Annotated in this window: 24 protein-coding genes; 7 read left to right on the top strand and 17 right to left on the bottom strand. The window is 69.5% G+C overall.

Annotated features, from left to right (window positions below):
* Window positions 1-159: 159 nt before the first annotated feature.
* The 3 genes from B0I32_RS23080 to dnaB form a co-directional block, all read right to left on the bottom strand.
* Window positions 160-837 (bottom strand): rhomboid family intramembrane serine protease, encoded by a 678-nt coding sequence (locus tag B0I32_RS23080; RefSeq protein ID WP_106242898.1) that lies wholly within the window; start codon window positions 835-837, stop codon window positions 160-162.
* A gap of 65 nt (window positions 838-902) precedes the next feature.
* Entirely contained in the window at window positions 903-2186 is a 1284-nt protein-coding gene (locus B0I32_RS23075) for an FAD-dependent monooxygenase (RefSeq protein WP_219911973.1), read from the bottom strand.
* 175 nt (window positions 2187-2361) lie between these two features.
* Entirely contained in the window at window positions 2362-5391 is a 3030-nt protein-coding gene (gene dnaB / locus B0I32_RS23070; RefSeq protein WP_106242896.1) for a replicative DNA helicase, read from the bottom strand.
* Window positions 5392-5673: 282 nt separating this feature from the next.
* On the opposite strand from dnaB, the gene B0I32_RS23065 reads away from it, so the two are divergent.
* Both B0I32_RS23065 and B0I32_RS23060 read left to right on the top strand, forming a co-directional pair.
* Complete coding sequence (locus tag B0I32_RS23065) at window positions 5674-6975, top strand: MATE family efflux transporter (RefSeq protein WP_106242894.1); 1302 nt, start codon at window positions 5674-5676, stop codon at window positions 6973-6975.
* A 199-nt stretch (window positions 6976-7174) separates the two neighbouring features.
* Window positions 7175-8647, top strand: coding sequence for an APC family permease (locus B0I32_RS23060; RefSeq protein ID WP_245955980.1), 1473 nt, complete (start codon window positions 7175-7177; stop codon window positions 8645-8647).
* An 86-nt stretch (window positions 8648-8733) separates the two neighbouring features.
* Here B0I32_RS23060 and B0I32_RS23055 read toward each other — a convergent pair whose 3' ends face one another.
* From B0I32_RS23055 to rpsF, 7 genes are all read right to left on the bottom strand, one after another.
* A complete protein-coding gene (locus B0I32_RS23055) occupies window positions 8734-9477 on the bottom strand; it encodes an amino acid ABC transporter ATP-binding protein (RefSeq protein WP_106242891.1) in 744 nt (247 codons plus the stop codon).
* Between the two features lie 40 nt (window positions 9478-9517).
* Complete coding sequence (locus B0I32_RS23050) at window positions 9518-10357, bottom strand: amino acid ABC transporter permease (protein WP_106242888.1); 840 nt, start codon at window positions 10355-10357, stop codon at window positions 9518-9520.
* A complete protein-coding gene (locus tag B0I32_RS23045; RefSeq protein WP_106242886.1) occupies window positions 10354-11205 on the bottom strand; it encodes an ABC transporter substrate-binding protein in 852 nt (283 codons plus the stop codon). The genes B0I32_RS23050 and B0I32_RS23045 overlap by 4 nt, the downstream gene beginning before the upstream one ends.
* A 266-nt stretch (window positions 11206-11471) precedes the next feature.
* On the bottom strand, window positions 11472-11918 hold the full coding sequence (rplI, locus tag B0I32_RS23040; RefSeq protein ID WP_106242883.1) for a 50S ribosomal protein L9: 447 nt from the start codon (window positions 11916-11918) through the stop codon (window positions 11472-11474).
* 14 nt (window positions 11919-11932) lie between these two features.
* Entirely contained in the window at window positions 11933-12169 is a 237-nt protein-coding gene (gene rpsR, locus B0I32_RS23035; protein ID WP_020543048.1) for a 30S ribosomal protein S18, read from the bottom strand.
* 64 nt (window positions 12170-12233) lie between these two features.
* On the bottom strand, window positions 12234-12797 hold the full coding sequence (locus tag B0I32_RS23030) for a single-stranded DNA-binding protein (protein WP_106242880.1): 564 nt from the start codon (window positions 12795-12797) through the stop codon (window positions 12234-12236).
* Window positions 12798-12875: 78 nt separating this feature from the next.
* Window positions 12876-13166 (bottom strand): 30S ribosomal protein S6, encoded by a 291-nt coding sequence (gene rpsF, locus B0I32_RS23025; RefSeq protein ID WP_106242878.1) that lies wholly within the window; start codon window positions 13164-13166, stop codon window positions 12876-12878.
* A gap of 193 nt (window positions 13167-13359) precedes the next feature.
* Here rpsF and B0I32_RS23020 point away from each other — a divergent pair, with 193 nt between their 5' ends.
* Window positions 13360-13677: a hypothetical protein gene (locus tag B0I32_RS23020; protein ID WP_245955979.1), complete on the top strand. Its 318-nt coding sequence runs from the start codon at window positions 13360-13362 to the stop codon at window positions 13675-13677.
* An 89-nt stretch (window positions 13678-13766) separates the two neighbouring features.
* Here B0I32_RS23020 and B0I32_RS23015 read toward each other — a convergent pair whose 3' ends face one another.
* Complete coding sequence (locus B0I32_RS23015; protein WP_106242875.1) at window positions 13767-13946, bottom strand: hypothetical protein; 180 nt, start codon at window positions 13944-13946, stop codon at window positions 13767-13769.
* Between the two features lie 92 nt (window positions 13947-14038).
* On the opposite strand from B0I32_RS23015, the gene B0I32_RS23010 reads away from it, so the two are divergent.
* Window positions 14039-14782, top strand: coding sequence for a deoxyribonuclease IV (locus tag B0I32_RS23010; RefSeq protein ID WP_181307681.1), 744 nt, complete (start codon window positions 14039-14041; stop codon window positions 14780-14782).
* Window positions 14783-14864: 82 nt separating this feature from the next.
* On the opposite strand, the gene B0I32_RS23005 is transcribed toward B0I32_RS23010, so the two are convergent.
* From B0I32_RS23005 to B0I32_RS22990, 4 genes are all read right to left on the bottom strand, one after another.
* Entirely contained in the window at window positions 14865-15929 is a 1065-nt protein-coding gene (locus B0I32_RS23005) for a mannosyltransferase family protein (protein WP_106242873.1), read from the bottom strand.
* Between the two features lie 31 nt (window positions 15930-15960).
* Window positions 15961-17283 (bottom strand): glycosyltransferase family 87 protein, encoded by a 1323-nt coding sequence (locus tag B0I32_RS23000; RefSeq protein ID WP_106242870.1) that lies wholly within the window; start codon window positions 17281-17283, stop codon window positions 15961-15963.
* Window positions 17280-19886, bottom strand: a complete 2607-nt coding sequence (locus tag B0I32_RS22995; RefSeq protein ID WP_181307678.1) for a transglycosylase domain-containing protein — start codon at window positions 19884-19886, stop codon at window positions 17280-17282. The genes B0I32_RS23000 and B0I32_RS22995 overlap by 4 nt, the downstream gene beginning before the upstream one ends.
* A gap of 136 nt (window positions 19887-20022) precedes the next feature.
* On the bottom strand, window positions 20023-20409 hold the full coding sequence (locus tag B0I32_RS22990) for a DUF5318 family protein (RefSeq protein WP_106242866.1): 387 nt from the start codon (window positions 20407-20409) through the stop codon (window positions 20023-20025).
* Between the two features lie 133 nt (window positions 20410-20542).
* Between B0I32_RS22990 and B0I32_RS22985 the strand changes: the two genes are divergently transcribed.
* A complete protein-coding gene (locus B0I32_RS22985; RefSeq protein WP_106242863.1) occupies window positions 20543-21130 on the top strand; it encodes a PadR family transcriptional regulator in 588 nt (195 codons plus the stop codon).
* Between the two features lie 13 nt (window positions 21131-21143).
* Window positions 21144-22223, top strand: a complete 1080-nt coding sequence (locus B0I32_RS22980) for an inositol-3-phosphate synthase (RefSeq protein WP_106242861.1) — start codon at window positions 21144-21146, stop codon at window positions 22221-22223.
* A gap of 51 nt (window positions 22224-22274) precedes the next feature.
* Here the strand turns inward: B0I32_RS22980 and idi are convergent, their stop codons facing one another.
* Window positions 22275-22859, bottom strand: coding sequence for an isopentenyl-diphosphate Delta-isomerase (idi, locus tag B0I32_RS22975; RefSeq protein ID WP_106242859.1), 585 nt, complete (start codon window positions 22857-22859; stop codon window positions 22275-22277).
* 105 nt (window positions 22860-22964) lie between these two features.
* On the opposite strand from idi, the gene B0I32_RS22970 reads away from it, so the two are divergent.
* A complete protein-coding gene (locus B0I32_RS22970) occupies window positions 22965-24251 on the top strand; it encodes an MFS transporter (protein WP_106242856.1) in 1287 nt (428 codons plus the stop codon).
* Here B0I32_RS22970 and B0I32_RS22965 read toward each other — a convergent pair.
* Window positions 24231-25631 carry a CCA tRNA nucleotidyltransferase gene (locus B0I32_RS22965; protein WP_106242854.1) on the bottom strand — a complete coding sequence of 467 codons (1401 nt, stop codon included), beginning with the start codon at window positions 25629-25631 and terminating at the stop codon, window positions 24231-24233. The two genes, B0I32_RS22970 and B0I32_RS22965, sit on opposite strands and share 21 nt — an antisense overlap.
* Window positions 25632-25778: the final 147 nt, after the last annotated feature.

Below are 25778 nucleotides of genomic sequence, written 5' to 3'. Positions count from 1 at the left end.
CGTGGCCCCACGGATCTGCCGTCGAGCTCCAGCCGACAGATCTACCCGACCGCTTGTCCCCGCCGCAAACCCTTTTCCATCCTCGGGGGCCCGCCCCGCGGACCGCAGTCCCAGAACGCGGCCGCCCAGGACAGCAGGTCCTAGGACAGGAGGTGCGGGTCACGCCGGCGAAGTGCGTCCAGGCGTCAACGGGAACCTCGCATTGGAGATCCATCCGGCGGCGAGGCCGCCCAGCAGGGCGAAGCCGTGCAGATCACGCAGCACCATCAACACCACCGCCGCCACACCGAACACGGCCACCGGCGACCATCCCGGCAGGCGTTCGCGATGGGTGACGAGTTGTGCCGCGGCGACGACCGTGACGACCCAGCCCCACATGGCGCCGGACGCGGCCGGCAGCCAGGCGCCGGAGACGACCGCGTAGAACGCGCCCAGCGCCCGTTCGAAGGGCGCACGCGCAGGCGGGCCGGTCATCAGGACGAGCCCGCCCGCCAGGCCGCACAGGGCGACGGAGTTGCCCGCACCCGGCTGGTCCAGCAGGAACCCGGCGGCCTCCCCCGCCACCGCCCCGCTCAGGTAGAGCACCACCCAGCGGCCCCGGCCGAGGGCCCGCTCGGCCACGTACCCGAGCACGGCGAGGAAGCCCAGGTTGAACAGCGTCCCGATCGCCCCGCCGTCCTGCACGACCAGCGACGTCGCCAGCCGCCACCACTCCCCGCCGGCGATGGCCGCCGGATCGCGCATAAGGGCCGGCTCCAGGCCGGGCAGCACGAACTGCAGCAGACTCGGTACGGCGGTGATCACGAAGACGGCGACCGTGAGGAAGGGCTTGACCACCCCGCAAGCCTCGCACACCGCCCACAACCAGCCACCGCCGGACCGGTAGCCACGTCATGCGACGCCTACGGCTTGGCCGACGAGATCACCTGTAGTCCTGCCGACGCCCCGGAGTCCGGCACCCCGGCGTAGTCGGGCAGCTCGACGCCGTTGATCGCCCGATCGATCAGTTCGGCGAACCATTCGCCGGTGAAATCGGGGCTCGGCTCGTCGTCCTGCCCCGGGACCCCGAGGCTGCGTACGTGCAACCGGCCGATCTCCTGGTTGGCCTGCACGTACGAGCGCATCCGAGCCTCGTAGCCGGCGAACCCGGCCTCCGGGTCCCATCCGGCGGCGGCCAGCTCACCGGCCAGCAGATAGGCGCCGACCAGCGCCAGCCCGGTGCCCGCCCCGGACATCGGCGACGCGCTGAACGCCGCGTCCCCGAGCAGCCCCACCCGTCCGCTCGACCAGCGCTCCATCACCACCTGAGCGACCTGGTCCAGATAGAAGTCAGGGGTGTCGTCCACGTGCGCGAGGATGCGCTGGGTCAACCAGCCGAAACCGTCCATCCGCTCGCGCAGCAGGCGCTTCTGCGCTTCGACGTCGCGGTAGTCGACGTCGAAGTCGGCCGCGGGGAAGGAGAACATGGCCATCGCCCGGGTGGCGTCCGGGACGGGCCGCAGCCCGGCGGACCGTCCGGCCTCCTGATAGTCGATCATCCAGCGGTCCACGCCGAACTCGTTCGGCACGCTGTAGAAGGCCAGCACGAGCCCGAGGTGGCGGATGAAGCGCTCACGCGGCCCGAAGACCATCGCGCGCAGCTGCGAGTGCAGCCCGTCGGCCCCGATCACCAGGTCGAAACGCCGCCGGTCACCGCCGGCGAAGACCACGTCGACCCCGTCCGCGTCCTGGCTGAGCTCGGCGATCCGGTCGCCGAAGACGTACTCGACACCGTCCCGGGTGTCGTCGTAGAGCACCTGGGACAGGTCCCCGCGCAGGATCTCGATGTCCGCGATGAACCCGTCGCCGCCGTGGTCCTCCGCGCGGTGGGTCTCCAGCGTGTTCCCGTCCGCGTCCACCATGTACGCGCCGGCGGTGTCGGTGCGGGCCGCGCGCACCGCCGCGTCCAGCCCCATGCGCCCGATGACCTCCTTGGCGATCCCGCGCGCGTCCACCGCCTGCCCACCGGGCCGCAGCTCGGGTGCCCGCTCCACCACGGTCACCTCGGCCCCCCGCCGGCGCAACCAGTGGGCCAGCGCCGGCCCCGCGATGCTCGCCCCCGCCACCAGCACCCTGGGACCGCTCATCCGCGCCCCCCGCTCGCCGGTCCTGATGTCCTGCGCCTGCCGGGAGTCGTCGACGCTCATCACTGCCTCCATGTGCCTCCGCCCGCACTGGGACCTTCCCAGCACAGGCCCCACCGCTGTGGGTGTGTCCAGCCGTATCGACCACGGATCCACCCAGAACTCATCGGCACCACCGCAATCGCGTCCCCGTTCATCGCCCTGAACGCGCGGCATCTGTGTGCGAGTGGCACCCGCCTCAGTGCTGAGCCATGTCCACGAAGCGGCTGTAGTGGCCCTGGAAGGCGACCGTCACGGTCGCGGTGGGGCCGTTACGGTGCTTGGCCACGATCAGGTCGGCCTCACCGGCCCGAGGCGACTCCCGCTCGTAGGCGTCCTCACGGTGCAACAGGATGACCATGTCGGCGTCCTGCTCGATGGATCCACTTTCGCGCAGGTCGGAGACCTGGGGGCGCTTGTCGGTGCGTTGCTCGGGGCCTCGGTTGAGCTGGGAGATCGCGATGACGGGGACCTCCAGCTCCTTGGCCAGCAGCTTGATGGCACGGGAGATCTCCGAGACCTCGTTCTGGCGGCTCTCGGTCTTCTTCGGCGAGCTCATCAGCTGGAGGTAGTCGATGACCACGAAGCGCAGCTCGTTGCGTTGCTTGAGCCGGCGGCACTTGGCCCGGATCTCCATCATCGACATGTTGGGCGAATCGTCGATGAACAGCGGCGCCTCGGCCACCTCGCTCATCCGGCGGGCCAGACGGGTCCAGTCGTCGTCGCTCATCGTGCCGGAGCGCATGTTCTGCAGCGAGACGCGAGCCTCGGCCGACAGCAGACGCATGGTGATCTCGTTGCGGGACATCTCCAGCGAGAAGATGACCGTGGTCATCCCGTACTTGATCGCGGCGGATCGGGCGAAGTCGAGGCCGAGGGTGCTGTTGTGGGTGGGCACGCAGGCCCGGCCGGCCAGGTAGAGGTGGTCGGGGTTGTCGACCTCCACGCATCGGACCGGGCGCGAGGCGATCGGCCGTACGTCGACGATGCGGCGGACGCGGGTGGCCGCGGGTGCGACGGTGGCCTGCCTGGCGGCCTTCCTGGCGAGCCTGAAGACCTGGCCGGGCGCGGTGAACTCGATCAGGTGGCAGACGGGGGTCTCGACCGTCGGTCCTGTGGCCGACCCGGTCGTCGGCCCGGTCGTCGGCCCGGTCGTCGGCCCGGTCGTCGGCTCGGTGCGCATCGTCGCGCTGTGGCCGAGGCTGTGGATGAGCTCCAGCGTGTCGTACGCGAGGCGCCGGTTCGTCAGGTTGAGCTGGATGTGCCCGTCCGCGTCGATGTGTCCGTCGGTGTCGAGCAGTCCGGCCAGCAGGTCGCGTCGTTGCTGCTCCGAGGCACGTAGGTAGGCGGCGGGGATGTGCTTGTCGTGCAGAACGCCCAGCTCGCGAAGAATGCCGGAAACAGTGCCCTCGGACGACAGCCCAACCGGCGCCTGCTCAGCTGACGACTGCTCAGCTGACGGCTGATCGGTCGGGTCCGGGAGTGACAGGTCGTAGGTGAGCGCGGTGTCGGCTCGCGTGACTCGCAGGCCCTCGGCCTCCAGGGTGGCGATGATCTCGGGGTCCGCGGTGCTGATCCGAGCCGTCGCGCCGTGGCCATCCCCCAGCCAGACGCCGAGCGCGTACGGCGGCAGCGGCACGTCCTGGGACGGAAGCTGGAACGGCGCCGCCACGGGCACCGCGTGGTTCGGCCGGCCGGTGGACGCGTCGAGGAGGGAGGCGGCGATCTCTTCCGTGGTGAGCACCACCTGACGCTCGTCCCTTGTAGGGATGAGCCCCGCCTGACGCTCGCCCCGTGTCGCGGCGCGCACCGCGTGGCCCCCGGCCTCTGTCGCCGTGAGCACCGCGTGACGCGCGCCCTTTGTCGCGGGGCAGACCTTCTCACGCTCGGCCACCGCCGTTACCTGCGTGCGGAGGGCGCTGGCGGGCTCGGTCGTCGTCGCGGCGTACGTCCGGAGGACGGGGGAAGCGGCGGGCGTGGCCGTCGTCCGAGAGGCGGTGGAAAGGGCGGTCGGGGTGCTCGTCCGGGAGGCGGTGAGTGTGGGGGGCGCGACCCTCGTCAGGAAGGCGCCGGACGCGGCGGTCGTAGCCGTCATACGGAACACGCGGGAAGCGGGGGTCGTGGTCCCTGTGCAGGAAGCGGAGGTCGTGGTCCTCGTGCGGGAAGCGGAGGCCGTGGTCCCCGCACAGGAAGCGTGGGAAGCGGGGGTCGTAGCCCTCATACGGGAAGCGCGGGAAGCGGAGGTCGTGGTCCTCGTGCGGGAGGTGGGGGTGGTGGTGGACCGGGGGTGGCGAGCGTTGGAGAAGGGGGCGGCTGCGGGGTGTGGGGGTGCCTTGGAGGTGGGGGTGGTGTGCCACTGGTGGTGGGCGTCGGCGATGATCACGGTGCCGTCGTCGAACTCGACCTCGTAGCACGGCCGCCCCCGCATCACCTCGGTCGCCGCGATCACCCTGGTCGGCCGGCCGGCGGCGTCGAGGAGCAGCTCGCCGACCTGGACCTGGCCCATCGTGGTCCAGCCGGTCGGCGTGGGCAGCGGGGTGCCGAGGGCCAGAGCCTTGCCGATGGCGGGGCGGGCGGCGACGACGATCATCTGGCCGGGGTGCAGGCCGTTGGTGAGCTGGTCGAGGTCGGCGAAGCCGGTCGGGACGCCGACCATCTGGCCGCTGCGGCTGCCGATGGCCTCGAGCTCGTCGAGGGCGCCGGGCATGATGTCGGCCAGGGGCGCGTAGTCCTCCGAGGTGCGCCGCTCGGTGACCTTGTAGACCTCGGCCTGGGCGCGGTCGACGAGGTCGTCGACCTCTTCGTTCTGGCCGCCGTAGCCGAAGGAGACGATGCGGGTGCCGGCCTCGATGAGGCGGCGCAGGATGGCCTGCTCGCGGACGATCTTGGCGTAGTAGCCGGCGTTGGCGGCCGTGGGGACGACCGCCGTGAGGGTGTGGAGGTAGGCGGCGCCGCCGACCCTGGCCATCTCGCCGCGTTTCTGCAGCTCGTCGAAGACCGTGACGGCGTCGGCCGGCTCGCCGCGGCCGTAGAGGTCGGTGATGACCTCGTAGACCATCTGGTGGGCCGGGCGGTAGAAGTCGTCGGCGCGCAGGATCTCGACGACGTCGGCGATGGCGTCCTTCGACAGCAGCATGCCGCCGAGGACCGACTGCTCCGCGTCGATGTTGTGCGGCGGTGTGCGCTCGAAACCTGGGCCTCCGCCGGCCTCTTCCTGGTCAATGCTCACCGCGCCCCCTCAGACACTTGCAGGCGGTCGCACCACCCCCATATGTAGTCGACCGGTGTGACAGTTTCTCGGAGTCGCGGGCTGACGGCAACGTGGCCTGTGGACAACCCTGTGGTCAAGCTGTGCACTATCCCGCTGAAGGTGTGAACGACCTGTGGACGGCCCTGGGGATAACTCTTTCGGATATCCACAGAAGCCCGGGTGAGCAGGGCGAACAGTGTCCACCGGCTGTGGACTAAAGAAAGTTGGCCCGACACGCCGAGTAAGGTCCATACTGGACGAATGCCCATTACCTCCAGAGATCGGGAGATTCTGCGGCTCGCCGTGCCCGCGTTCGGGGCCCTGGTGGCCGAGCCGTTGTTCCTGCTCGCCGACTACGCCATCGTGGGGCACGGCCTGGGCACCACGGCGGTGGGCGCCCTGGGGGTGGCGGGCACGGTCCTGACGACGCTGATCAACCTGTGCGTCTTCCTCGCCTACGGCACCACGGCCTCCGTGGCCCGCCAGTCGGGAGCGGGCAACCACGCGCGGGCCATGCGCAACGGTGTGGACGGCATCTGGCTGGCGCTGGCGATCGGGGCGGGGCTGATCGTGGTGTGCTGGCCGCTGGCGCCGGCGATCGTGGAGCTGATCGGCGCGACCGGCACGCAGGCCGCGCAGGCGGTGACGTACCTGCGGATCAGCCTGTTCGGCGCGCCCGGGATGCTCGTCGTGCTGGCCGGCACCGGCGTGCTGCGCGGGCTGCAGGACACGGTGACGCCGCTGGTGGTGGCCGTGGGGTCGTTCGCGTTGAACGCGGGGCTGAACGCCTGGTTCGTGCTGGGGCTCGGCTGGGGCATCGCCGGGTCGGCATGGGGCACGGTCATCGCCCAGGTGGCGGGGGCGGCCGTCTATCTGGTCGTGGTGGCTCGGGGGGCCATTCGGTTGGGTACGTCGCTGGCGCCCAGCATGGACGGGATCAGGCAGGCGGGCACGGCCGGGGTCGCGCTGCTGATCCGTACCCTGTGCCTGCGGATCGTGCTGCTCGTGGCCACCGTGATCGCCACCAGGATGGGCGAGGCGGAGCTGGCCGCGTACGCGCTGGCCACGCAGGTGTGGACGCTGCTCGCCTTCGCGCTGGACGCCATCGCCATCGCGGGGCAGGCCATCACCGGGCGCTCGCTCGGCGCCGGAGACGTGCCCGCCACCAGGGACGCGACCAGGCGGATGACCCAGTGGGGCCTCTGGTCGGGCGTGCTGCTCGGGCTGCTCGTCGTGGCAGCCAGGCCGGTGCTGCCCGGCCTGTTCGACGCCGATCCGCGGGTGGCCGAGCTGCTGCTGGCACTGCTCTGGCCGGTGGCGTTGTTCCAGCCGGTGTGCGGGGTGGTGTTCGTGCTCGACGGGGTGCTGATCGGCGCGGGCGACCAGCGGTACCTGGCCTGGGCGGGGGTGTGGACGACGGCGGCGTACCTGCCTGCTGCGCTGCTGGCGTCGGGGCTCGGGGTGGTCGCGCTCTGGTGCGCGCTCGGGGTGTGGATGGTGGCGCGGTGGGTCACCTTGACTCGGCGGGCGGCCGGAACCGCCTGGCTGGTGACCGGCGCCTAGACAGTCGCGCATCGAAACACCGGCCTGACCGTCGCCGCTCCCCACGGTCATGCTTCGCCCCGCGCCCGCGCCCCCGCGCCTACCGCCCCCCGCATGGGATGCCGCACGGGTCCGGTTGGAGTGCCAACGTGATGGTTTCGTGCTTGCTGTTGTCCGAGGGGTGAGACATTGTGGGCGGGTTCCCTGAGCGGGGTGTTCCTTGTCCACGATCCTGCGGCGCTTACCGCCTTCCGAGGCGACCGGCCTGCGCACCGGCGCCCGGCACAGCCTGGCCGAGCTCTACCGCCCGGCCGACCTCGTGGTGCTCGGACTCGGGGTGATGATCGGCGCCGGCATCTTCAGCATCGCCGGCCGCCAGGCCGCCACCACGGCGGGGCCCGGCGTGATCCTGTCCTTCATGATCGCGGGTATCGCCTGCCTGCTGGCCTGCCTGTGCTACGCCGAGCTGTCCTCGACGATGCCGACCTCGGGCAGCGCGTACACGTTCACGTACGTCATCTTCGGCGAGGTCTGGGCGTGGATCATCGGCTGGGCGCTGATCCTGGAGCTGCAGCTGGCCGCCGCGGTGGTGGCCAGGGCCTGGGGCGAGATCGCCGTCGGTGCGGTGGCGAACTTCGGCGTCCGCGTCCCCGCCTCCGGGATCGTCAAGGACCTGCTGGTGTTCGTGATCCTGGTGCTGCTCACCGGCATCGTGGCGCTGGCCGCGCGCATCGGGCTGCGGGCGCTGTGGATCATGGTGTCGGCCAAGCTGCTGGCCATCGGCGCGGTCATCGTCGTCGGGGTCATGCACATCGACGTGGCCAACTACGGCGAGTTCTACGTCCCGCCCAAGACGCTGGACGTCGCGCCGGCGACCGTGCTGGAGATCTTCTACGGCGAGAGCCAGGCGTTCGGCTGGTTCGGCATCTTCGCGGCGGCCTCGGCGATCGCGTTCGCCTACATCGGGTTCGACATCGTGGCCACCTCCGCAGAGGAGACGGTGAACGCGCGCAAGGCCGTGCCCAAGGGCATGATCCGCAGCCTGGTGATCGCCACCGTCATCTACATCGCGGTGGCGCTGGTCATGGTCGGCCTGGCCCCGTACACGCAGATCTCCGAGGACGCGCCGCTGACGAGCGCGTTCAGGGCGGTGGGCGTGGACTGGATGGTGCATGTCATCGACGTGGGCGCGGTGCTCGGGCTGACCACCGTCATCCTCGTGCTGATCGTGGGGCAGACGCGGGTGCTGTTCTCCATGGCCCGCGACGGGCTGATCCCGCGCGGCCTGGCCACGGTCAGCCGCCGCTACCACACGCCGACGCGGGTGACGCTGGTGATCGGGTTCGTGGCGATCGTGCTGGCCGAGTTCGTGCCGGTGCTCACGATGCAGGAGCTCGTGGTGCTCGGGACGCTGTTCGCGTTCGCGTTCGTGGCGGCCGGGGTGATCGTGATGCGCCGGCGCATGCCGCACCTGGAGCGGGGTTTCCGGGTGCCGCTCTCGCCGCTGCTGCCGGCGCTGTCGCTGCTGGCCACGCTCTGGCTCATGGTCAACCTGCGCGTGCTGACCTGGGCCTGGTTCGTCCTGTGGATGGCCTTCGGCCTGCTCGTCTACCTCGTGTACGGCCGCCGCAACAGCCTTCTTGCCCGCCCGAACCCACAGCCGCGCCCGGTGCACGGCCGGCACCGGCGCTAAGACCCGCCTCACCGGTGCACGGATCGCCAGATCCTTGCCGCGCCGGTGCACGGATCGCTGAAACCCGCCGCGCCGGTGCGCGGGCGCTAGAACCTGCCCGACTCCAGCACGCTGCGCAGGAACTCCTGGGTACGCGGCTGCTCAGGCGCGGTGAAGATCTGCTCGGGAGGCCCCTTCTCCAGCAGCACGCCCCCGTCGAGAAAGCACACGGTGTCGGAGATGTCGCGGCAGAAGCCCATTTCGTGGGTGGTGAGGATCATCGTCATCCCCGACTCCTTGAGCTCCCTGATGATCCCCAGCACCTCGACGACCAGGGCGGGATCGAGCGCGGAGGTGACCTCGTCCAGCAGCATCAGCCGGGGCTGGGTGGCCAGCGCCCTGATGATGGCCACCCGCTGCTGCTGGCCGCCCGAGAGCTGGTCGGGGTAGGCCCGCGCCTTCTCCGCCAGCCCGAACCTGCTCAGCAGGTCGTACGCCTGCTCCTCGGCCCGCGCCCGCTCCACCCGGTGCACCTGGCGCGGCGCCAGCGTGATGTTGTCCAGCACGGTCATGTGCGGGAACAGGTTGAACGCCTGGAACACGATGCCGAGCCGCTTGCGCACCTGGTCCACGTCGGCCCGCGGGTCGGTGATCTCCTCGCCGTCGAGGTAGATGGTGCCGTCGTCCACGGTCTCCAGCAGGTTGACGCAGCGCAGCAGCGTGGACTTGCCCGAGCCGGAGGCCCCGATGAGGCTGACCACCTCGTGCGGGTTCACCTCCAGGTCGATGCCGCGCAGCACGGGGTGGCCGTGGAAGTTCTTCCACACCCCTTCGATCGTCAGCAGGCTCATGCCGCCTCCCCGGTGGGGCGGCGGGTGGTCGTCGGCTCGCTCATGCTCCGCGCCTCCTGCGCGTGCGGGCGGCCAGGTGGTCGGTGAACCTGGCCATGGGAATGGTGAGCAGGATGAACAGCAGCGCGGCGGCCAGGTAGGGCGTGTAGTTGAAGGTGCTGGCCGCGTGGATCTGCGCCTGCCGCAGCGCCTCCAGCGGCCCGATCGTGGCGACCAGGGCGGTGTCCTTCTGCAGCGAGACGAAGTCGTTCAGCAGCGGCGGCACGACCCGGCGGGTGGCCTGCGGCAGCACCACGAACCGCATCGTCTTGACATGGCTCAGCCCGAGCGAGCGGGCCGCCGCCACCTGGCTGGGATGCACGGACTCGATGCCGGAGCGGAAGACCTCCGCCACGTACGCGCCGTAGGAGAGCGTCAGCGCGATGATCCCCAGCGTCGCCAGATCCGTGGGGATGCCCTGCAGCCTGAGCGCCGGCAGCCCGAACCCGATGAGGTAGATCACCAGGATCGTCGGCACGCCCCGGAACACGTCGGTGTAGAGGGTGGCCAAAGCCCTGATCGGGAAGAACGCGGGCGTCCTGATGCCTCTGGCCAGCGCCACCAGCAATCCCACGATGAGGATCAGCGGCTCGGCGATGAGGAAGATCTTGATGTTGAGCAGGAACCCCTTCAGCACATCGGGCAGCGCCTCGGCGAACTGGCCCCCGTCGAAGAAGGTCGCCTGCACCCGGGGCCAGCCCGGCGAGCGGGTGACCAGCCAAGCCAGCAGGACGATGAAGACGATCGTCGAGGCCGTCGCGATCGAGGTCGAGCGCCGGGCGTACGACCTGCGGACCTGCTCCCGCTTGACCTGGCGCTCGGACTTGACCCACTCGCTCATCGCAGTTCGGGGGCGCCCGCCGCCGAGCCGAGCCACGCCTGCTCGATCTTGGCCAGCTCGCCCTTCGACTTCAGGGCGTCGACGGCCTTGTCCACGCACGGCTTGAGCGCGCTGCCCTTCTCCATGACCAGCCCGAACTCCTCAGGCGTGCCCGCCGTCGAGCTGAACTGGCCCACGATCTTCGACTTCTCCACCTGGGCCGCCGTCACGTAGAACGCCGTCGGCAGGTCCACGACGAGCACGTCCACCTGCTTGTTCTTCAGCGCGTTCACGGCGTCGATCTGCTCGTTGTAGACGTTGGGGTCGTCGGAGGGCTGCACGACGTTCTTGACCGCTTCGAGCGCGGTCGTCCCGACCTGTACGCCGACCTTCGCGTCCTTGAGCTCGGCCAGGCTCTTCGCCTCGGCGTACTTCCCGCCCTCGACCGCAACGACGGCCTGCTTGACCGTGTAGTAGCCCTTGCTGAAATCGACCGCCTTGGCCCGGTCAGGGGTGATCGAGACCTGGTTGACGTCGAAGTCGAACTGCTTCTCCCCCGGTGCGAACGCGGAGTCGAACTTCACCGTGTTCCACTGCACCTCGGTACGGTCGAAGCCGAGCTCCCCCGCGACGGCGAAGGCCACCGCGCTCTCGAAGCCCTGCCCGTTGGCCGGATCGTCGTCCTTGAACCAGGGCTCGTAGGCCGGTTTGTCGGTGCCGATCGTCAGCTTGCCGGGCGTGACCAGGGTGAGTTGTTCCTTGGTGCAGGCGGTGGAGGTGGTGGGAGCGGCCGTGGTCGCCGTGTCGTCGACCGGTGCGCAGCCGACGAGCGCCACGGCCAGCGCGAGCAGCATGAGGGAACGGCCCATGGCCAAGCCTCCAGGGGGGAACGTGCCAGAACGAGGAGATTCTACGCGGGGACACCAGGGATTATCGTTCCGGGTTCACCTGACCACGGCGATCGGCCCAGGGGGGCTCGCGTCGCGGCGGCACGCCGGTGAAGGGTCAGCGGGCGTTTCCTGGAGGGCGCTCAGCCGGAGTGCGGCGGGTGGTTCGCGGTGGCCTGCCGTAACAAAAGAGAGCCGGAAAAAAGAGAAGACCCCCGCAAGCGGGGGCCTTCTCGAGAAAACAGGCGTCAGTCTGCGACGACCTCGACGTCGACCGAAGCCGACACCTCAGGGTGCAGCTTGACGGTGACCTTGTGGGAGCCGACGCTCTTGATCGGGTTGACGATCTCGATGCGACGGCGGTCGAGGATCGGGCCGCCGGCGGCCTTGACGGCGTCGGCGATGTCGCCCGTGGTGATCGAGCCGAACAGGCGGCCGGAGTCGCCCGCGCGGGTGGCCAGGCGGACGCGCAGCGCGCCGATCTGGCCGGCGACCTCCTTGGCGGTGCCGAGGTCGCGGATCTCGCGAGCGTCGCGAGCCTTGCGGATGGTCTCGATCTGCTTCTCGGCGCCGCGCGTCCAGCGCATGGCGTAGCCGCGCGGGATGAGGTAGTTACGGCCGTAGCCGTCCTTGACCTCGACCACGTCGCCGGGGGTGCCGAGGCCGGAGACCTCGTTGGTGAGGATGAGCTTCATTTCGACAGGCCTCCTTAACGCGCGGTGCTCGTGTAAGGCAGCAGAGCCACCTCACGGGCGTTCTTGATCGCGGTCGCCACGTCGCGCTGGTGCTGGGTGCAGTTGCCCGTCACCCGGCGCGCACGGATCTTGCCGCGGTCGGAGATAAACTTCCGCAGCAGCGCCGTGTCCTTGTAGTCGACGTAGGAGATCTTGTCGTGGCAGAACAGGCAAACCTTCTTCTTGGGCTTGCGCAGTGCCGGCTTGGCCATCGTGGTGCTCCTTTCAGAGCCCCGCCGTCAGAGCGGGAATGGACTCGGGCTTGTGGACTGGGATTTAGAAAGGCGGTTCGTCGCTGAAGTCGTTGCCGCCGCCGCCGCCGAAGCCACCGCTCTGCTGACCACCGCCGCCGCCGAAACCGCCGCCTCCGCCGCCGCCCTGGAAGCCGCCGCCCTGAGGCGAGGCGGGCGTGGCCGAGGCCCACGGGTCGTCGGCGGGACCGCCGCCGAAGCCACCGCCGCCCCCGCCCTGGCGGGAGGTGCGGTTGACCTTGGCGGTGGCGTTGCGCAGAGACGGGCCGACCTCGTCGACCTCGACCTCGTAGACCGTGCGCTTCTCGCCTTCCTTGGTCTCGTAAGACCGCTGCTTGAGCCGCCCCTGCACGATGACCCGCATGCCGCGCTGGAGGCTCTCAGCGGCGTTCTCCGCCGCCTGCCGCCAGACGTTGCAGGTCAGGAAGAGGCTTTCGCCGTCTTTCCACTCGTTGGTCTGTCGATCCATGAACCGCGGAGTGGACGCGATGCGGAATCGAGCCACCGCTTGCCCCGTCGGGGTGAAGCGCAGCTCCGGGTCGTCGACCAGGTTGCCGACGATGGTGATTACGGTGTCGCCTGCTGCCATGGCTAGCGCTCGCCTTCCTGCACGCCTTCGCTTGGATTACGGCTCAGAGTACGGGGCTCCTCCGACAAAAGCCGGAGGTTAGTGCACGTCCGGACGCAGGACCTTGGTGCGCAGGATGCCCTCGTTGAGGTTCATCTGCCGGTCGAGCTCCTTGACCGTCGCGGGCTGCGCGGACAGGTCGATGACGGCGTAGATGCCTTCCGACTTCTTGTCGATGTCGTAGGCGAGACGGCGACGGCCCCAGACGTCGACCTTCTCCACGGTGCCGCCGTCGTTGCGGACCACGGTGAGGAACTGGTCGAGGGACGGCGCGACAGTGCGCTCATCGAGCGAAGGGTCCAGAATGACCATTACTTCGTAACGACGCATGCGGGACTCCAACCTCCTCTGGACTCTTGCGGTCACGACACTCTGCCGTGACAGGAGGACGCTGACGTCTTACCCCGGGCGGGCCCCTTTCGGCAGCCCGGGTCGATGGATCACCCATCACAACGCAGCGTGCCCCAGGTTACCAGCAGCGAGTAGGTGGGAAGGCCTTTAGGAAACCTAGGGGGTGGTGGTCGTGCCACATGTGCTTCAACCCTCCGAGAGGGAACGCTTCAGGCTGACGCTCAACACCGACGGGCGCCCGCATCCGGTCGAGAACGTTCTCGCCGTCGTCACCGTGGTGTGCGGCGTGGTCGCCTTCATCGCGACGTTCTGGACCTCGGCGCACATGATCGCGTCGTGGGCCGGCACGCTCGGGTTCGGCGTGGGCCTCTACTCACAGTACGTCTCGGCGACGACGCCGCAGCGGGTGCTCAACATCGTGGGGCTCGTCGGCGCGTTCGTCGGCGCCGCGCTGGGCATCGCCCACGGCGGCTTCCTCCCCCACCCATGACTTCCGCCTCCACGAGCGACGGCCCCGGCGGCACGTCCACCGGGGCCGTTCGACATGTGCCGTTCGATATGTGACTCGCGCGATATGGCTCACGCGCCGATGTGCAGGTCGATGCCGAGCAGGATCAGGAACCAGAGGAACACCGCGAGCAGCGCCTCCGCGAGGTCCCGCAGCAGTCCTGGCGTGATGTAGTCGTAGACCCAGGCGACGTAGATGCCGACGATCACGTAGACCAGGATGATCAGCGCTCGTAAGCGCCAGCGGCTCATAGGGTTTCTCCTCGGGGTAGGGGGTGTCTCCCGACTGCCCTCCGGCGCGCTGGCCAAACGCCGCTCCGCGGGCTGGGGATAAGCTCGTGCGCATGGTGCGCATCGGAGCTCATGTCGGTCAGGACGACCCCGCCGCCCACGCCGCGCGGGTGGGGGCCGAAGTGGTGCAGTTCTTCCTGGGCGACCCGCAGGGTTACGACAAGCCCGTGCTGCCCGAGAAGCCGGTCGAGGGCGTCGACGTCTACATTCACGCGCCCTATCTGGTCAACGTGGCGACCACCAACAACCGCATCAGGATCCCCAGCCGCAAGCTGCTCGAACAGCACCTGAAGGCGGCCGCCGGGCTCGGCGCCAAGGGCCTGATCGTGCACGGCGGCCACGTCAACAAGAGCGACGACCCGCAGGCCGGGTTCGACAACTGGCGCAAGGTGTTCGAGCGCATGGAGTGCCCCATCCCGGTGCTGATCGAGAACACCGCGGGCGGCGGCAACGCGATGGCGCGCAAGCTCGACCGGATCGCCCGGCTGTGGGACGCGCTCGACGGCTTCGACGTGGGCTTCTGCCTCGACACCTGCCACGCCCACGCCGGCGGCGAGGAGCTGGTCGACGTGGTCGACCGGATCAAGGCCATCACCGGCCGCATCGACCTCGTCCACTGCAACGACTCGCGCGACGACTTCGACTCGGGCGCCGACCGTCACGCCAACCTGGGCCAGGGGAAGATCGACTCCGAGCTGATCCTCGCGGTCTGCCGGGCGGCCGGGGCGCCGATCGTGGTGGAGACGCCCGCCGAGGGCCAGGCCGACGACATCGCCTTCCTGCGCAAGCACCTCTGACGCGCCGCGGCAAGGTCAACAGTTGCCCACAGCCTGTGGATAACTTCCCTGGATTACCGAGACGGAAAAGTGGGTAGAGGTCTCAGCCCGCCCACGCGCCACTCAGGAATCGGCCGACGTTGACCAGCATCAGCGGCCCCGAGATCAGGGCGTAAAGGACGATCACCCACGTGCGCCGGGTCGCGACCCTGGCCACCAGCACCCACAGCGGAAACCAGAGCAGCAGCGAGCGCGGGATCGACAGGTAGTAGGCCGAGGTCATCAGCGCCGCCGCCTGTGTGCCCGTGTAGACGGCCTCGCTCCACCGCCGCAGGACGAGCAGCCAGACCAGCCCGGCCACCACCACCACGGCCCCGGCGAGCTCCATCCGGAAGGCCACCGCGGACTCGCCCTCGCCCATGGCCGTGCCCCAGGTCGTCGCCCATGCCTCCCACGGCCAGGCGAAGTCCCGCCCCCAGCCGGCCTCCTGCGCGTGCTTCCAGGCCAGCCAGTCGCCGGTCCTGCCGTAGTGGTAGTACGAGTACGCCACCAGCGGAAGAACCGGCACGACCAGCCACCCCGCCCGCCGCACCGGCTCCCGGCGCATCGCGAACTCCACCACCAGCGCGACCGCCAGGAACAACCCGGTGATCCGCACGCACGACGCCCCCGCGGCCAGCAGCACGGCCGCCGGCCACCGCCCCTGCCTGGCGGTCAGCCACGCCGGGATCGCGAAGGCCAGGAACAGCGACTCGCTGTATCCGGCGGCCAGGAACACCGCCATGGGGAAGAGCAGCAGCGCCAGCACGGCCATCCAGCCCGAGGCACCCTCGGCCTCGGCCAGCCGGGCCAGCGCGACCATGGCCACCGCCCCGGCCACCAGCGAGACCACGAGCCCGGCCGCCGTCCAGTCCGGCAGCACGAGGTGGACCAGCCGCAGCGCGAGGGGCAGCCCGGGGAAGAACGCGGGCAGGCCGTCGTCCACCGGCTGTCCCGGCTCGCCGTCGTACCCGTGCTCGGCGATGGTGATGAAGAGCGTCGTGTCCCATTTGCGCCACTTGTCGGCGTATCCGGCCAGCGTCGCGCCGAGCAGGGTCGCCACCAGCAACCCCGCCCGTGAGCCGAACCAGAGCAGCAGCGCGTCCCGGCCGGTGGAACGGGTGATCATCCGGCCGGGGCCGCCGGTGTGCGGCGGGTGCTCATCGGACGAGGGCCGCCAGCGTGAAGCGGTCCGGGGCGCCGTCGAACACGCCGCCCGTCTGGTCGTCGAGGCCCGCCTGGCGCACCGCGTCCTTCTCGGGGCGCAGGATGTCCCGCACCACGAACGCCATCATGATCCCGATGGTGATGATCCGGCCCCAGACGGCGGTGAAGTACGTGTCGTCGCCGATGCCCAGATCGTCGCGGTCGAGCGGCGACTGGCCGACCAGGTAGAGCCAGATGGCGACGAAATACCAGATCTCGGCCAGCTGCCACAACACCAGCGGCTTCCAGTTGGGCCTGGCCAGCACCGCGAGCGGCACCAGCCACAGCACGAACTGTGGCGACCACACCTTGTTCGTCATCATGAACGCGGCCAGCGCCAGGAAGCAGATCTGCGCCAGCCGCGGCCGGCGCGGCGCCGCCAGCGTGAGCACCGCGATGCCGGCGCACAGGATCACCAGCGAGGCCATCCCCAGCACGCTCACGTCGCCGCTGCCCAGCACCGGCCAGCCCTTGTTCTGGAAGAACAGCCAGGCCGAGCCCCAGTCGACGCCGCGTTCCTCGGAGAAGACGTAGAACCTGCGCCAGCCGTCCCACGCGAAGATCATGAACGGCAGGTTCACCGCCAGCCACGCGCCCGCGGCCGCGGCCGACGTCACCAGGAACGGCCGCCATCGCGCGGTGCGCAACGTCAGCAGGAACAGCGCGCCGACGAACATCAGCGGATAGAACTTGGTCGCGATGGCCAGCCCCAGCAGCACTCCGGCCAGCACCTGCCGCTGCTGCTTCCAGGCCAGCAGCATGCCCATGGACAGCGCGCCCGCGACCAGGTCCCAGTTGATGTAGGCGGCCAGCACCACGGCGGGCGAGATCGCGTACCAGAGCGCGTCCCACCGCCGCGTCGGCCCGGCCACCGCGGCCATCAGCAGCACGCCGATCACGAGGCTGACGCCGAGCAGGACCACGGTCAGGTCGTAGAAGCGCACCGCCTGCGCGACCCGGTCCGGCTCCAGCGCCCGCGAGATCCAGCTGATCACCTGCATGACCTCGCCCAGCACCACCGGGTACTCGACCTGCTTGTCGAACGGCACCGCGGCGAAGTAGGGGTTCTGGGTGGCCAGCTCCCGATCGAAGTAGAGCGGGTAGATGTCGGTGTAGCAGAAGTTCGTGTACGTGGTGACCTGGTCGTTCCAGCCCCCGGTGCGGCAGGGCAGGCGCACCACGTACGCCAGGCTCGCACCGAGGGCCGCGATCAGGCCCAGGGGCAGGTACGGCACGGCACGCGTCACCCAGGTGGCGCGTGCCTCTGTGCTCGTCACTGGTCCTCTGGCCTGAGGTACATCGGTCCGGTCCCGGTGGGTCTCGCGTCGGGAGCGGCGCCGCCGCCCGAGAAGTCGAGGTCGCCCGAGGCCGGGCCGCCGGTGTCCTCGTCGAGGCCGTCGTCGATGGAGGCGTCGTCGTCGGTGCCCGCGTTGTCGCCGCAGTTGACGAAGCAGTCCTCGTCGCCCTGGTCGAACGGGTTGTCGGTGTCGAACGGGTTGTCGCCGTCCGGCGTCGGCGTCGGGGTCGGCGTCGGGCTCGGCACGATGTTCTCGGCCACGCCCACCTCGGCCCGGTCGGGGAACTGCTCGATGGGCAGGCCCTCGTGGGCGAGCTGCATGAACTTCTGCCAGGCGATCGTGGGCGGGCCGGCGCCCTCGAACCGGAGCGAGACCTCGTAGGGCCGCGTGTACGGGTTGTTCCACCCGTACTTCTTGCTGCCCTTGCGGAAGACCGGGCAGTTGGAGTGCTCGGGCGGAACGACCTTGCCCGACTTGGTCCTGCACTCCTCACGGTAGAACCCGACCGCCGTGGAGATCTGCGGCGTGTAGCCGACGAACCAGGCTTCCTTCTCGTCGTTGTTCGTCCCGGTCTTGCCGGCGGCCGGCCTGGCGCCCAGACCCTTGCCCGCCGCGGTGCCCGACTTGAGCACCTCCTGCATGGCGATCGTGGAGTCGGCCGCCACGCCGGGGTCGATGACCGTCTTGGTGGGGGCCTGCTCGGGGTAGGCGACCTTGCCGTTGAGCTTGACCTGGCGCACCACGTGGTAGCGGGTGTACTTGCCGCCGTTGGCGAAGATCGCGTAGCCGGCCGCCTGCTCCACGGGAGTCACCAGCGCGCTGCCGATGGCGAACTGGTAGTGGTGGACCTTGACGTCGTCCTCCATGCGCTGGGTGTTGAACCCGGCCGCCTCGACGAGGTTCTTGACGTCGTCGAGCTTGTTCGGCAGCGCGTACGCCATCGACACGAACGCCGTGTTGACCGACTGGGCGGTGGCCTTGACCACGTCCACGGCCGCGCCGACGTTGTGGCTGTTGGTGATGCCGCCCTTCTGCTGGCCGGGCAGCTCCTTGGGCACGGTCTGGTTGCCCGGCACGTAGCTCTTGAGCGAGTAGCCGGCCTGCAGCCAGGCCGCCAGCACATAGGGCTTGAACGCGGAGGCCGCCTGCTTGGTGGACTGGAAGGGCTCGTTCCACGGGTCGGTGAGGTAGTCGTCGCCGCCGTAGAAGGCGAGCACGCGCCCGTTCTTCGGATCCACCGCGGCCAGGCCGCCGTGGAACTCGGTGGACATGTTGAACGCCTTGCGCGTGCTCTTCACCGCGGTCTGCGCGGCCCTCATGAGCTTCCTGTCGAAGGTCGAGATGATGTCGTAGCCACCGCTCTTGACCATGTCAGGGGTCAGGCCGCGCCCCTTCAGCTCCTTCAGCACCTGCTCGACCATGTAACCGTTGAGGCCGCCCAGGCCGTCGTCGCCGGCGTTCTTGCGCGTCTTGGGGAACTTGGCGGTCTTCGGCAGGTTGCCGTACTTCTCCGGCCACTGCTCGGCCATGTACTGGATGACCGTGTTGAAGCGCGCCTTGAGCTCGGGGGCGTCGGGCTCCCATGCGGGCTGCTGGATGCGCGCGGCCAGGTAGGCGCCCTGCTCGGGGGTCAGCTTGGCGGCGGTGACGCGATTGCCGAAGTACGCCTTGGCGGCGGCCTCCACCCCGTAGGCCCGGCCGAAGTTGACCGTGTTGAGGTAGGTGGCGAGGATCTCGTCCTTGCTCATGGTGTCGTCGAGCTTGACCGCGACGAAGATCTCCATGATCTTCCGCTTGATCGAGACCTCCTGGCTGAGGCCGTCGTAGTAGCCGCGGGCCATCTGCTGGGTGATGGTGGAGGCGCCCTGGAGCTGCTGCCCGGTCGCGGTCATCCAGGCCGAGCGGAAGATGCCCGAGATGGAGATGCCCGAGTCCTCGTAGAACGTGTCGTTCTCGATGGCCACCGCGCCGTCCTTGACGCTGTCGGCCATCTTCTCGATCGGCACGATCTCGCGCTTGTAGCCCAGCTTGGCGATGACGTGCTTGCCGTCTCTGTAGTAGATCGTGCTCTGCTGGGCCAGCGCCTCGGCCTGCGCGGCGTTGGGCACCGGGGTGTTGGCGTACGCGACCATGATCATGCCGAACAGGCCGGCCGCGAGCACCACGGCGCCGGCCACCACGATCTTCCAGCTCGGGACGAACCTGCGCCAGCCGCCTCTGCCGCCGCCGTCCTTGTCTCTCGGGGGTGCCGGGGGTCCAGGAGGTTCGGGTGGCCCGCCCGAGCCGCGCCGGCGCGAGCGCCGCGGCCCGTCGCTGACGATCGTCTCCTGGTTGCCCATCGCCCGCGCGTCCTGGCGCGCGCGCGAGCGCGGCGGCTGCTCGCCACCGCGCTGGTAGGGGTCGCCGGGGCCCTGGTGCTGCTCGGCTCGCGCCTGCCGCTGCTCGGAGCGTCGAGGCGGGCCCTCGTCGTACGGTTGCGCGGCCATGGCGCCGGTCTGCTCGTACGCGGCCTCAGCACGACGCGGCGGCTGCCTGGCGTCCCAGCCCTGCTCGCCGGTTTGCGGCGTGCCACTCTGGGGCAAAGAACGGGGTGAGCTGGAGCGTCGGCGTCTCCCCGGGCGGCCGGTCCCCTCATTCATGCTGTTACTCACACGTCCTCGCAACGTCGTCGGAACAGAAACGGCGGTTGGGCGTGAGGTTTCTCGCCGCCCTCTGTCTTCACGCTTGGCCGACGAGGTCAGGCGGTCCGTTCCCGAGGACGTACGAAACCGTCAGGTGATTCCAGGAACAACCTTGGCAGACCTCGACAACGTACACCCGGAACTCATCGTAATGATGGGCCATCGCGGCGAGTTCTGATGCGACCTTTGCCTGACCGGCATGCCTTCCGAGGCAATCGCCGTAGACATAGGTCACGTTGGTGACGTTCTCCTTTTCGCAGACCGGGCAGGGGCGTTCGGTCGGTTCGCCGAAGTGGCGCGCCGCGCGAAGGAGGTAGGGCTGTGCGTCACAGACGTCGCCGCGCGAGGCGCGCCCCGAACGCAGGGAGCGGACCACCGCCCGTTTCGCGAGGCCGTAATCCACCACCCTTCTCTGTGACCACATGGGCGCCAGACTACGGCGTTTTTCGGGTTGATCCCAACGCCTTGGCAGATTCAGAGATTGCCGTCATATAGCGGCCCGACGTATCCTCGTGATGTATCGGCTCGATACATCGACGCGAGAGGGGACGGTTCCCATGGCCGGCGGACAGGGCAGAGTCCTGGAACTGGCCGTGCTCGGGTCGCTGCACGAGACTCCGCTCCACGGCTACGAGCTGCGCAAACGGCTCAACGCCCTGCTGGGGATGTTCCGTGCGTTCTCCTACGGGTCGCTGTACCCGTGCCTGCGCTCGCTCCTGGCCCAGGGCCTCATCGCGGAGGAGCAGCCCGCTCCCGCCGCGATCGTCGGCGGCAGATCGAAGATCGTCTACAAGCTGACCGCCGAGGGCAAGGAACGACTGCAGGACCTGCTGACGCAGGCCGGTCCTTCCGCCTGGGAGGACGAGAGCTTCGGGGTGCACTTCGCCTTCTTCCGCCACACCGAGGCGGAGGTGCGCCTGCGCATCCTCGAAGGCCGCAGGAGCCGGCTGGAGGAGCGGCTCGACGCGGTGCGCACCGCGCTGGCGCGTACCCGGGAGCGTCTCGACAGTTACACGCTTGAGCTGCAACGCCACGGGCTCGAGTCCGTCGAACGCGAGGTGCGCTGGCTGAACGAGCTGATCGCAACTGAGCGTCGGGCCTCGTCAGAGGAGAGGCCCGAAAGAGATACGTCAACTGATGAGTAAGGGAGCGAGTGCGATGGGTTCGGTTCGCGTGGCCATTGTCGGTGTCGGCAACTGCGCGTCGTCACTGGTCCAGGGCGTTCACTACTACAAGGACGCGGACCCGGACACACGGGTGCCGGGCCTCATGCACGTGAAGTTCGGCGACTACCACGTCGGCGACGTCGAGTTCGTCGCCGCCTTCGACGTGGACGCCAAGAAGGTCGGCCGCGACCTGTCCGAGGCGATCGTCGCCAGCGAGAACAACACGATCAAGATCACGGATGTGCCGCCCACGGGGGTGACCGTCCAGCGGGGCCACACCTTCGACGGCCTGGGCGAGTTCTACCAGGAGATCATCGACGAGTCCGACGAGACGCCCGTCGACGTGGTCCAGGTGCTCCGTGACAACCGGGTCGACGTGCTGGTGTCCTATCTGCCGGTGGGCTCGGAGGAGGCCGACCGCTTCTACGCGCAGTGCGCGCTGGACGCGAAGGTGGCGTTCGTCAACGCGCTGCCGGTCTTCATCGCCTCCGACCCGGTGTGGGCGGAGAAGTTCACCGAGGCCGGGGTGCCGATCGTGGGCGACGACATCAAGTCGCAGGTCGGCGCCACGATCACGCACCGCGTGCTGGCCAAGCTGTTCGAGGACCGCGGGGTCGAGCTGCTGCGTACGTACCAGCTGAACTTCGGCGGCAACATGGACTTCATGAACATGCTGGAGCGCAAGCGGCTCCAGTCGAAGAAGATCTCCAAGACGCAGTCGGTCACCTCGCAGATCCCGCACGAGATGGGCAAGGCCGATGTGCACATCGGCCCGTCGGACCACGTGCCGTGGCTCGACGACCGCAAGTGGGCCTACGTCCGCCTGGAGGGGCGCTCGTTCGGCGACACGCCGCTCAACCTGGAGTACAAGCTGGAGGTGTGGGACTCGCCCAACTCGGCGGGGATCATCATCGACGCGGTGCGCGCGGCCAAGATCGCGCTCGACCGCGGCATCGGCGGGCCGATCCTGTCGGCCTCCTCGTACTTCATGAAGTCGCCGCCGAAGCAGTACTCCGACGACGAGGCCCGCGACTACGTCGAGAAGTTCATCAGGGGCGAGGTCGAGCGCTGAGCGCCGCTTCCGTCTGAGGTGCCGCACCCCCGGTCCACGGGGGTGCGGCCGCTACGGGCGAGCCGCCGGCGGGAGCTCGTCGAGGGAGGCCGGCGCCCAGGTCAGCGGATCGGAGCCGAGCTCGATCAGCAGCGGCACCTGCTCCCTGCACCACGGCGAGATCGCCAGCAGCCCGTTGCGCGCCGCGTCGGCGAACTCCTTCCACGGCATCCACCACGTCTCCCCCACCTCGTCCGGGTTGGGTGCGACGGGCGCGTCGACGAGCACGCGGTAGACCGGGCACAGCTCGTGCTCCACGATGCCGTTGGCCATGACCGCCCGGTAGGAGAAGTCGGGCAGCAGCAGGTCGGCGCGCTCGGCCACGAGGCCCAGCTCGTAGGAGAGCCGGCGCACGACGGCGTGGTCGAGGGCCTCGCCCGGCATCGGGTGGCCGCAGCAGCTGTTGGTCCACACCCCCGGCCAGGTGATCTTGTGATCCGCCCGCTTGGTGAGCAGCACGCGGCCTTCCCCGTCGAAGACGTAGCTGGAGAACGCCAGGTGAAGGGGGGTCTCACGACCGTGCACCGACGTCTTCGGTGCGGTGCCGAGCGCGCGGCCGGCGCGGTCGACCAGCACAACGTGTTCCTCTGTCGTCACGCTATGAAGCGTACGAGATCACCCGCACGCTTAGGAACCCGGTGCGCACCTGCAGCGCCAACCTCCGCCGCATCCTAGACGACGGTGCGGGGCTAGGCTGTCGGCGTGTCTTTCGTCGCCGATCTGCGTGTGGTCCTGCGGGGCAGAGACTTCAGAAGGCTTTTCGGCACCCGGCTGATCTCCCAGTTCTCCGACGGGATCTTCCAGTTCGCGGTGACCGGTTTCGCCTTCTTCAGCCCGGAGAACCAGACGACCGCGCTGGAGGTCGCCGCGGGCCTGGCCGTGCTGCTGCTGCCCTACAGCGTGCTCGGGCCGTTCGTCGGCGTCTTCATCGACCGCTGGTCGCGGCGGCAGATCCTGATGGTGGCCCCGTTCGTGCGCGGCGTGCTGTTGCTGGTGACCGCCGGGCTGGTGGCCGCCGACGCGCCCGACGCGGCCTTCTACGGGGCGGCGCTGGCGGTGCTGGGCGTCAACCGGTTCTTCCTGGCCGCCCTCGGCGCCTCGCTGCCGCACGTGGTGCCCTCCGACCGGCTGATGGCGGCCAACGCGGTCACGCCGACGTCCGGCACCGTGGTCACCTTCGTGGGCGCGGGCGTCGGGTTCCTGCTGCGCGAGCTCGTCGGCGGCGACGACGCCGGCGTGGCGCTGCTCCTCGTCATCTCGGGCGTGGTGTTCGGGATGAGCGCGCTGGTCGCCCGGCTGATGGACCGGCAGCTGCTCGGCCCCGACCCCGACCTGGACCGGCCGCAGGCCCGCCAGGCCATGCGCAACGTGGTCACCGGCCTGGCCGACGGCGCCAGGCACCTGGTCCACCGGCGCACCGCCGCCGCCACGATGGGCGCGATGGCCGCCCATCGCTTCCTGTACGGCATGTGCACCGCGCTCGGCATCATCCTCTACCGCTACTACTTCACCGACGGCGACTCCGAGGCCGCGCTGCGCGGGATCAGCCTCGTGGTGGCCGTCTCCGGCTTCGGCTACTTCCTGGCCGTGATCATCACCCCGTACGCGACCGAGCGGTTCGGCATCGAACGGTGGGTGACGATCGCGCTGAGCGTGGCCGGGGTGCTGACGGCGGCGCTGGTGCTGCCGTTCCAGGAGTGGGGGCTGCCGCTGGCCGGGTTCGTGCTAGGCGTGGCCGGGCAGAGCGTCAAGATCTGCGCCGACACGACCGTGCAGCGCGACGTCGAGGACCTCTACCGGGGCCGCGCCTTCTCCATCTACGACATGCTCTTCAACGGCATGTACGTGCTCGCCGCGGCCCTGTCGGCGGCCATCCTGCCGCCGAACGGCAAGTCCTACCTGGCCGTGGTGATCATCTCGCTCGGCTATCCCGTGGCCGGGCTCGCCTACCGGATGATCACCGCGCCCTCACGCGCCAAGGTCGTTTGACCTGGCCCACTCCCGCAGCGCCTCGGTGGCGGCCTCCTTGCCGATCATGCCCTTGTCCAGCCTGAGGTCGAGCAGGAACTTGTAGGCCCGCCCCACCACCGGGCCGGGCCCGATGCCGAGCACGCTCTGGATCTCGTTGCCGTCGAGCTCGGGCCGGATCTTGGCCAGCTCCTCCTCCTCGGCCAGCCTGGCGATGCGCTCCTCGAGCTGGTCGTAGGTCCGCGACAGCGCCGCGGCCTTGCGCTTGTTGCGGGTGGTGCAGTCGGCCCTGGTCAGCTTGTGCAGCCGGCTGAGCAGGGGCCCGGCGTCGCGCACGTAGCGGCGCACCGCGCTGTCGGTCCACTCGCCGGTGCCGTAGCCGTGGAAGCGCAGGTGCAGCTCGACCAGCTGGGAGACGTCGGCCACCACGTCCTTGGGGAACTTCAGCTCGGTCATGCGCTTCTTGGTCATCTGCGCGCCGACCACCTCGTGGTGGTGGAACGACACCCGCCCGCCGGCCTCGTGGCGGCGGGTCTTGGGCTTGCCGATGTCGTGCATGAGGGCGGCCCAGCGCAGGATGCGGTCGGGCTTGCCGTCCTCCTCCTGGGCGATGGCCTGGTCGAGCACGGTCAGCGTGTGCTCGTAGACGTCCTTGTGCCGGTGGTGCTCGTCGATCTCCAGGCGCAGCTTGGGCAGCTCGGGCAGCACGTGTGCGGCCAGGCCGGTCTCCACCAGCAGCCGCAGGCCCTCGCGCGGGCCGGCGCCGCAGATCAGCTTGTCGAGCTCGTCGCGGATGCGCTCGGCCGAGACGATCTCGATCCGCTCGGCCATCGCGGTCATCGCCGTGGTCGCCGCCTCGTCGACGGCGAACCCGAGCTGCGAGGCGAACCTGGCGGCGCGCAGCATGCGCAGCGGGTCGTCGGCGAAGGACCGCTCGGGCGGGCCCGGAGTGCGCATCAGCTTGGCGCGCAGATCGTCGAGGCCGCCGTAGGGGTCGACGAACTCGTGGCCCGGCAGGCGTACCGCCATCGCGTTGACGGCGAAGTCGCGCCGCTCCAGGTCGGCTTCGAGCGTCTCGCCGTACATGACCTCGGGCTTGCGCGACTTCGGGTCGTAGGACTCGCTCCGGTACGTCGTGATCTCGATCAGCCAGCTGCCCTTGCGCAGGCCCACCGTGCCGAAGTCGATGCCGATCGTCCACACGGAGTCGGCCCAGTCCCTGACGATCTCCAGCACCCGCTCGGGGTGGGCGTCGGTGGTCAGGTCGAGATCGTTGCCGACGCGGCCGAGCAGGAGGTCACGCACGGGACCACCGACGAGGGCCAGCTCGTGGCCTTGCGCGGCGAACAGGCGGCCGAGCTCGTCGGCCACCGGGGCGATCTTGCGGAACAGGTCGTTCATGGCCTGCTGCTGGCTTTCGGTCAGAGTTGTGTCGGACAAACTGAGTCGGCCTTCTTGTGCGCTTCCGGAACATATCCCCCGAGCCACACCAGGTCCGGGTTACCGTCGGTCCAAGGACCGTCGGGGGCCATGGAATGAGGCAAGGAG

It is taken from the genome of Nonomuraea fuscirosea (assembly GCF_003001935.1).
Taxonomy (GTDB): domain Bacteria; phylum Actinomycetota; class Actinomycetes; order Streptosporangiales; family Streptosporangiaceae; genus Nonomuraea; species Nonomuraea fuscirosea.
Note: the sequence above shows the minus strand (reverse complement) of the source record. Positions and strands in the feature narration are given on the sequence as shown.

Excerpts from the sequence above, each read along its gene's own strand:
- B0I32_RS23075 (WP_219911973.1), bottom strand. The coding sequence starts at position 2,186 with ATGAGCGTCGACGACTCCCGGCAGGCGCAGGACATCAGGACCGGCGAG.
- B0I32_RS23065 (WP_106242894.1), top strand. The coding sequence starts at position 5,674 with ATGCCCATTACCTCCAGAGATCGGGAGATTCTGCGGCTCGCCGTGCCC.
- B0I32_RS23055 (WP_106242891.1), bottom strand. The coding sequence starts at position 9,477 with ATGAGCCTGCTGACGATCGAAGGGGTGTGGAAGAACTTCCACGGCCAC.
- B0I32_RS23050 (WP_106242888.1), bottom strand. The coding sequence starts at position 10,357 with ATGAGCGAGTGGGTCAAGTCCGAGCGCCAGGTCAAGCGGGAGCAGGTC.
- B0I32_RS23045 (WP_106242886.1), bottom strand. The coding sequence starts at position 11,205 with ATGGGCCGTTCCCTCATGCTGCTCGCGCTGGCCGTGGCGCTCGTCGGC.
- rplI (WP_106242883.1), bottom strand. The coding sequence starts at position 11,918 with ATGAAGCTCATCCTCACCAACGAGGTCTCCGGCCTCGGCACCCCCGGC.
- rpsR (WP_020543048.1), bottom strand. The coding sequence starts at position 12,169 with ATGGCCAAGCCGGCACTGCGCAAGCCCAAGAAGAAGGTTTGCCTGTTC.
- B0I32_RS23030 (WP_106242880.1), bottom strand. The coding sequence starts at position 12,797 with ATGGCAGCAGGCGACACCGTAATCACCATCGTCGGCAACCTGGTCGAC.
- rpsF (WP_106242878.1), bottom strand. The coding sequence starts at position 13,166 with ATGCGTCGTTACGAAGTAATGGTCATTCTGGACCCTTCGCTCGATGAG.
- B0I32_RS23015 (WP_106242875.1), bottom strand. The coding sequence starts at position 13,946 with ATGAGCCGCTGGCGCTTACGAGCGCTGATCATCCTGGTCTACGTGATC.
- B0I32_RS23010 (WP_181307681.1), top strand. The coding sequence starts at position 14,039 with ATGGTGCGCATCGGAGCTCATGTCGGTCAGGACGACCCCGCCGCCCAC.
- B0I32_RS23005 (WP_106242873.1), bottom strand. The coding sequence starts at position 15,929 with ATGATCACCCGTTCCACCGGCCGGGACGCGCTGCTGCTCTGGTTCGGC.
- B0I32_RS22990 (WP_106242866.1), bottom strand. The coding sequence starts at position 20,409 with ATGTGGTCACAGAGAAGGGTGGTGGATTACGGCCTCGCGAAACGGGCG.
- B0I32_RS22985 (WP_106242863.1), top strand. The coding sequence starts at position 20,543 with ATGGCCGGCGGACAGGGCAGAGTCCTGGAACTGGCCGTGCTCGGGTCG.
- B0I32_RS22980 (WP_106242861.1), top strand. The coding sequence starts at position 21,144 with ATGGGTTCGGTTCGCGTGGCCATTGTCGGTGTCGGCAACTGCGCGTCG.
- B0I32_RS22965 (WP_106242854.1), bottom strand. The coding sequence starts at position 25,631 with ATGAACGACCTGTTCCGCAAGATCGCCCCGGTGGCCGACGAGCTCGGC.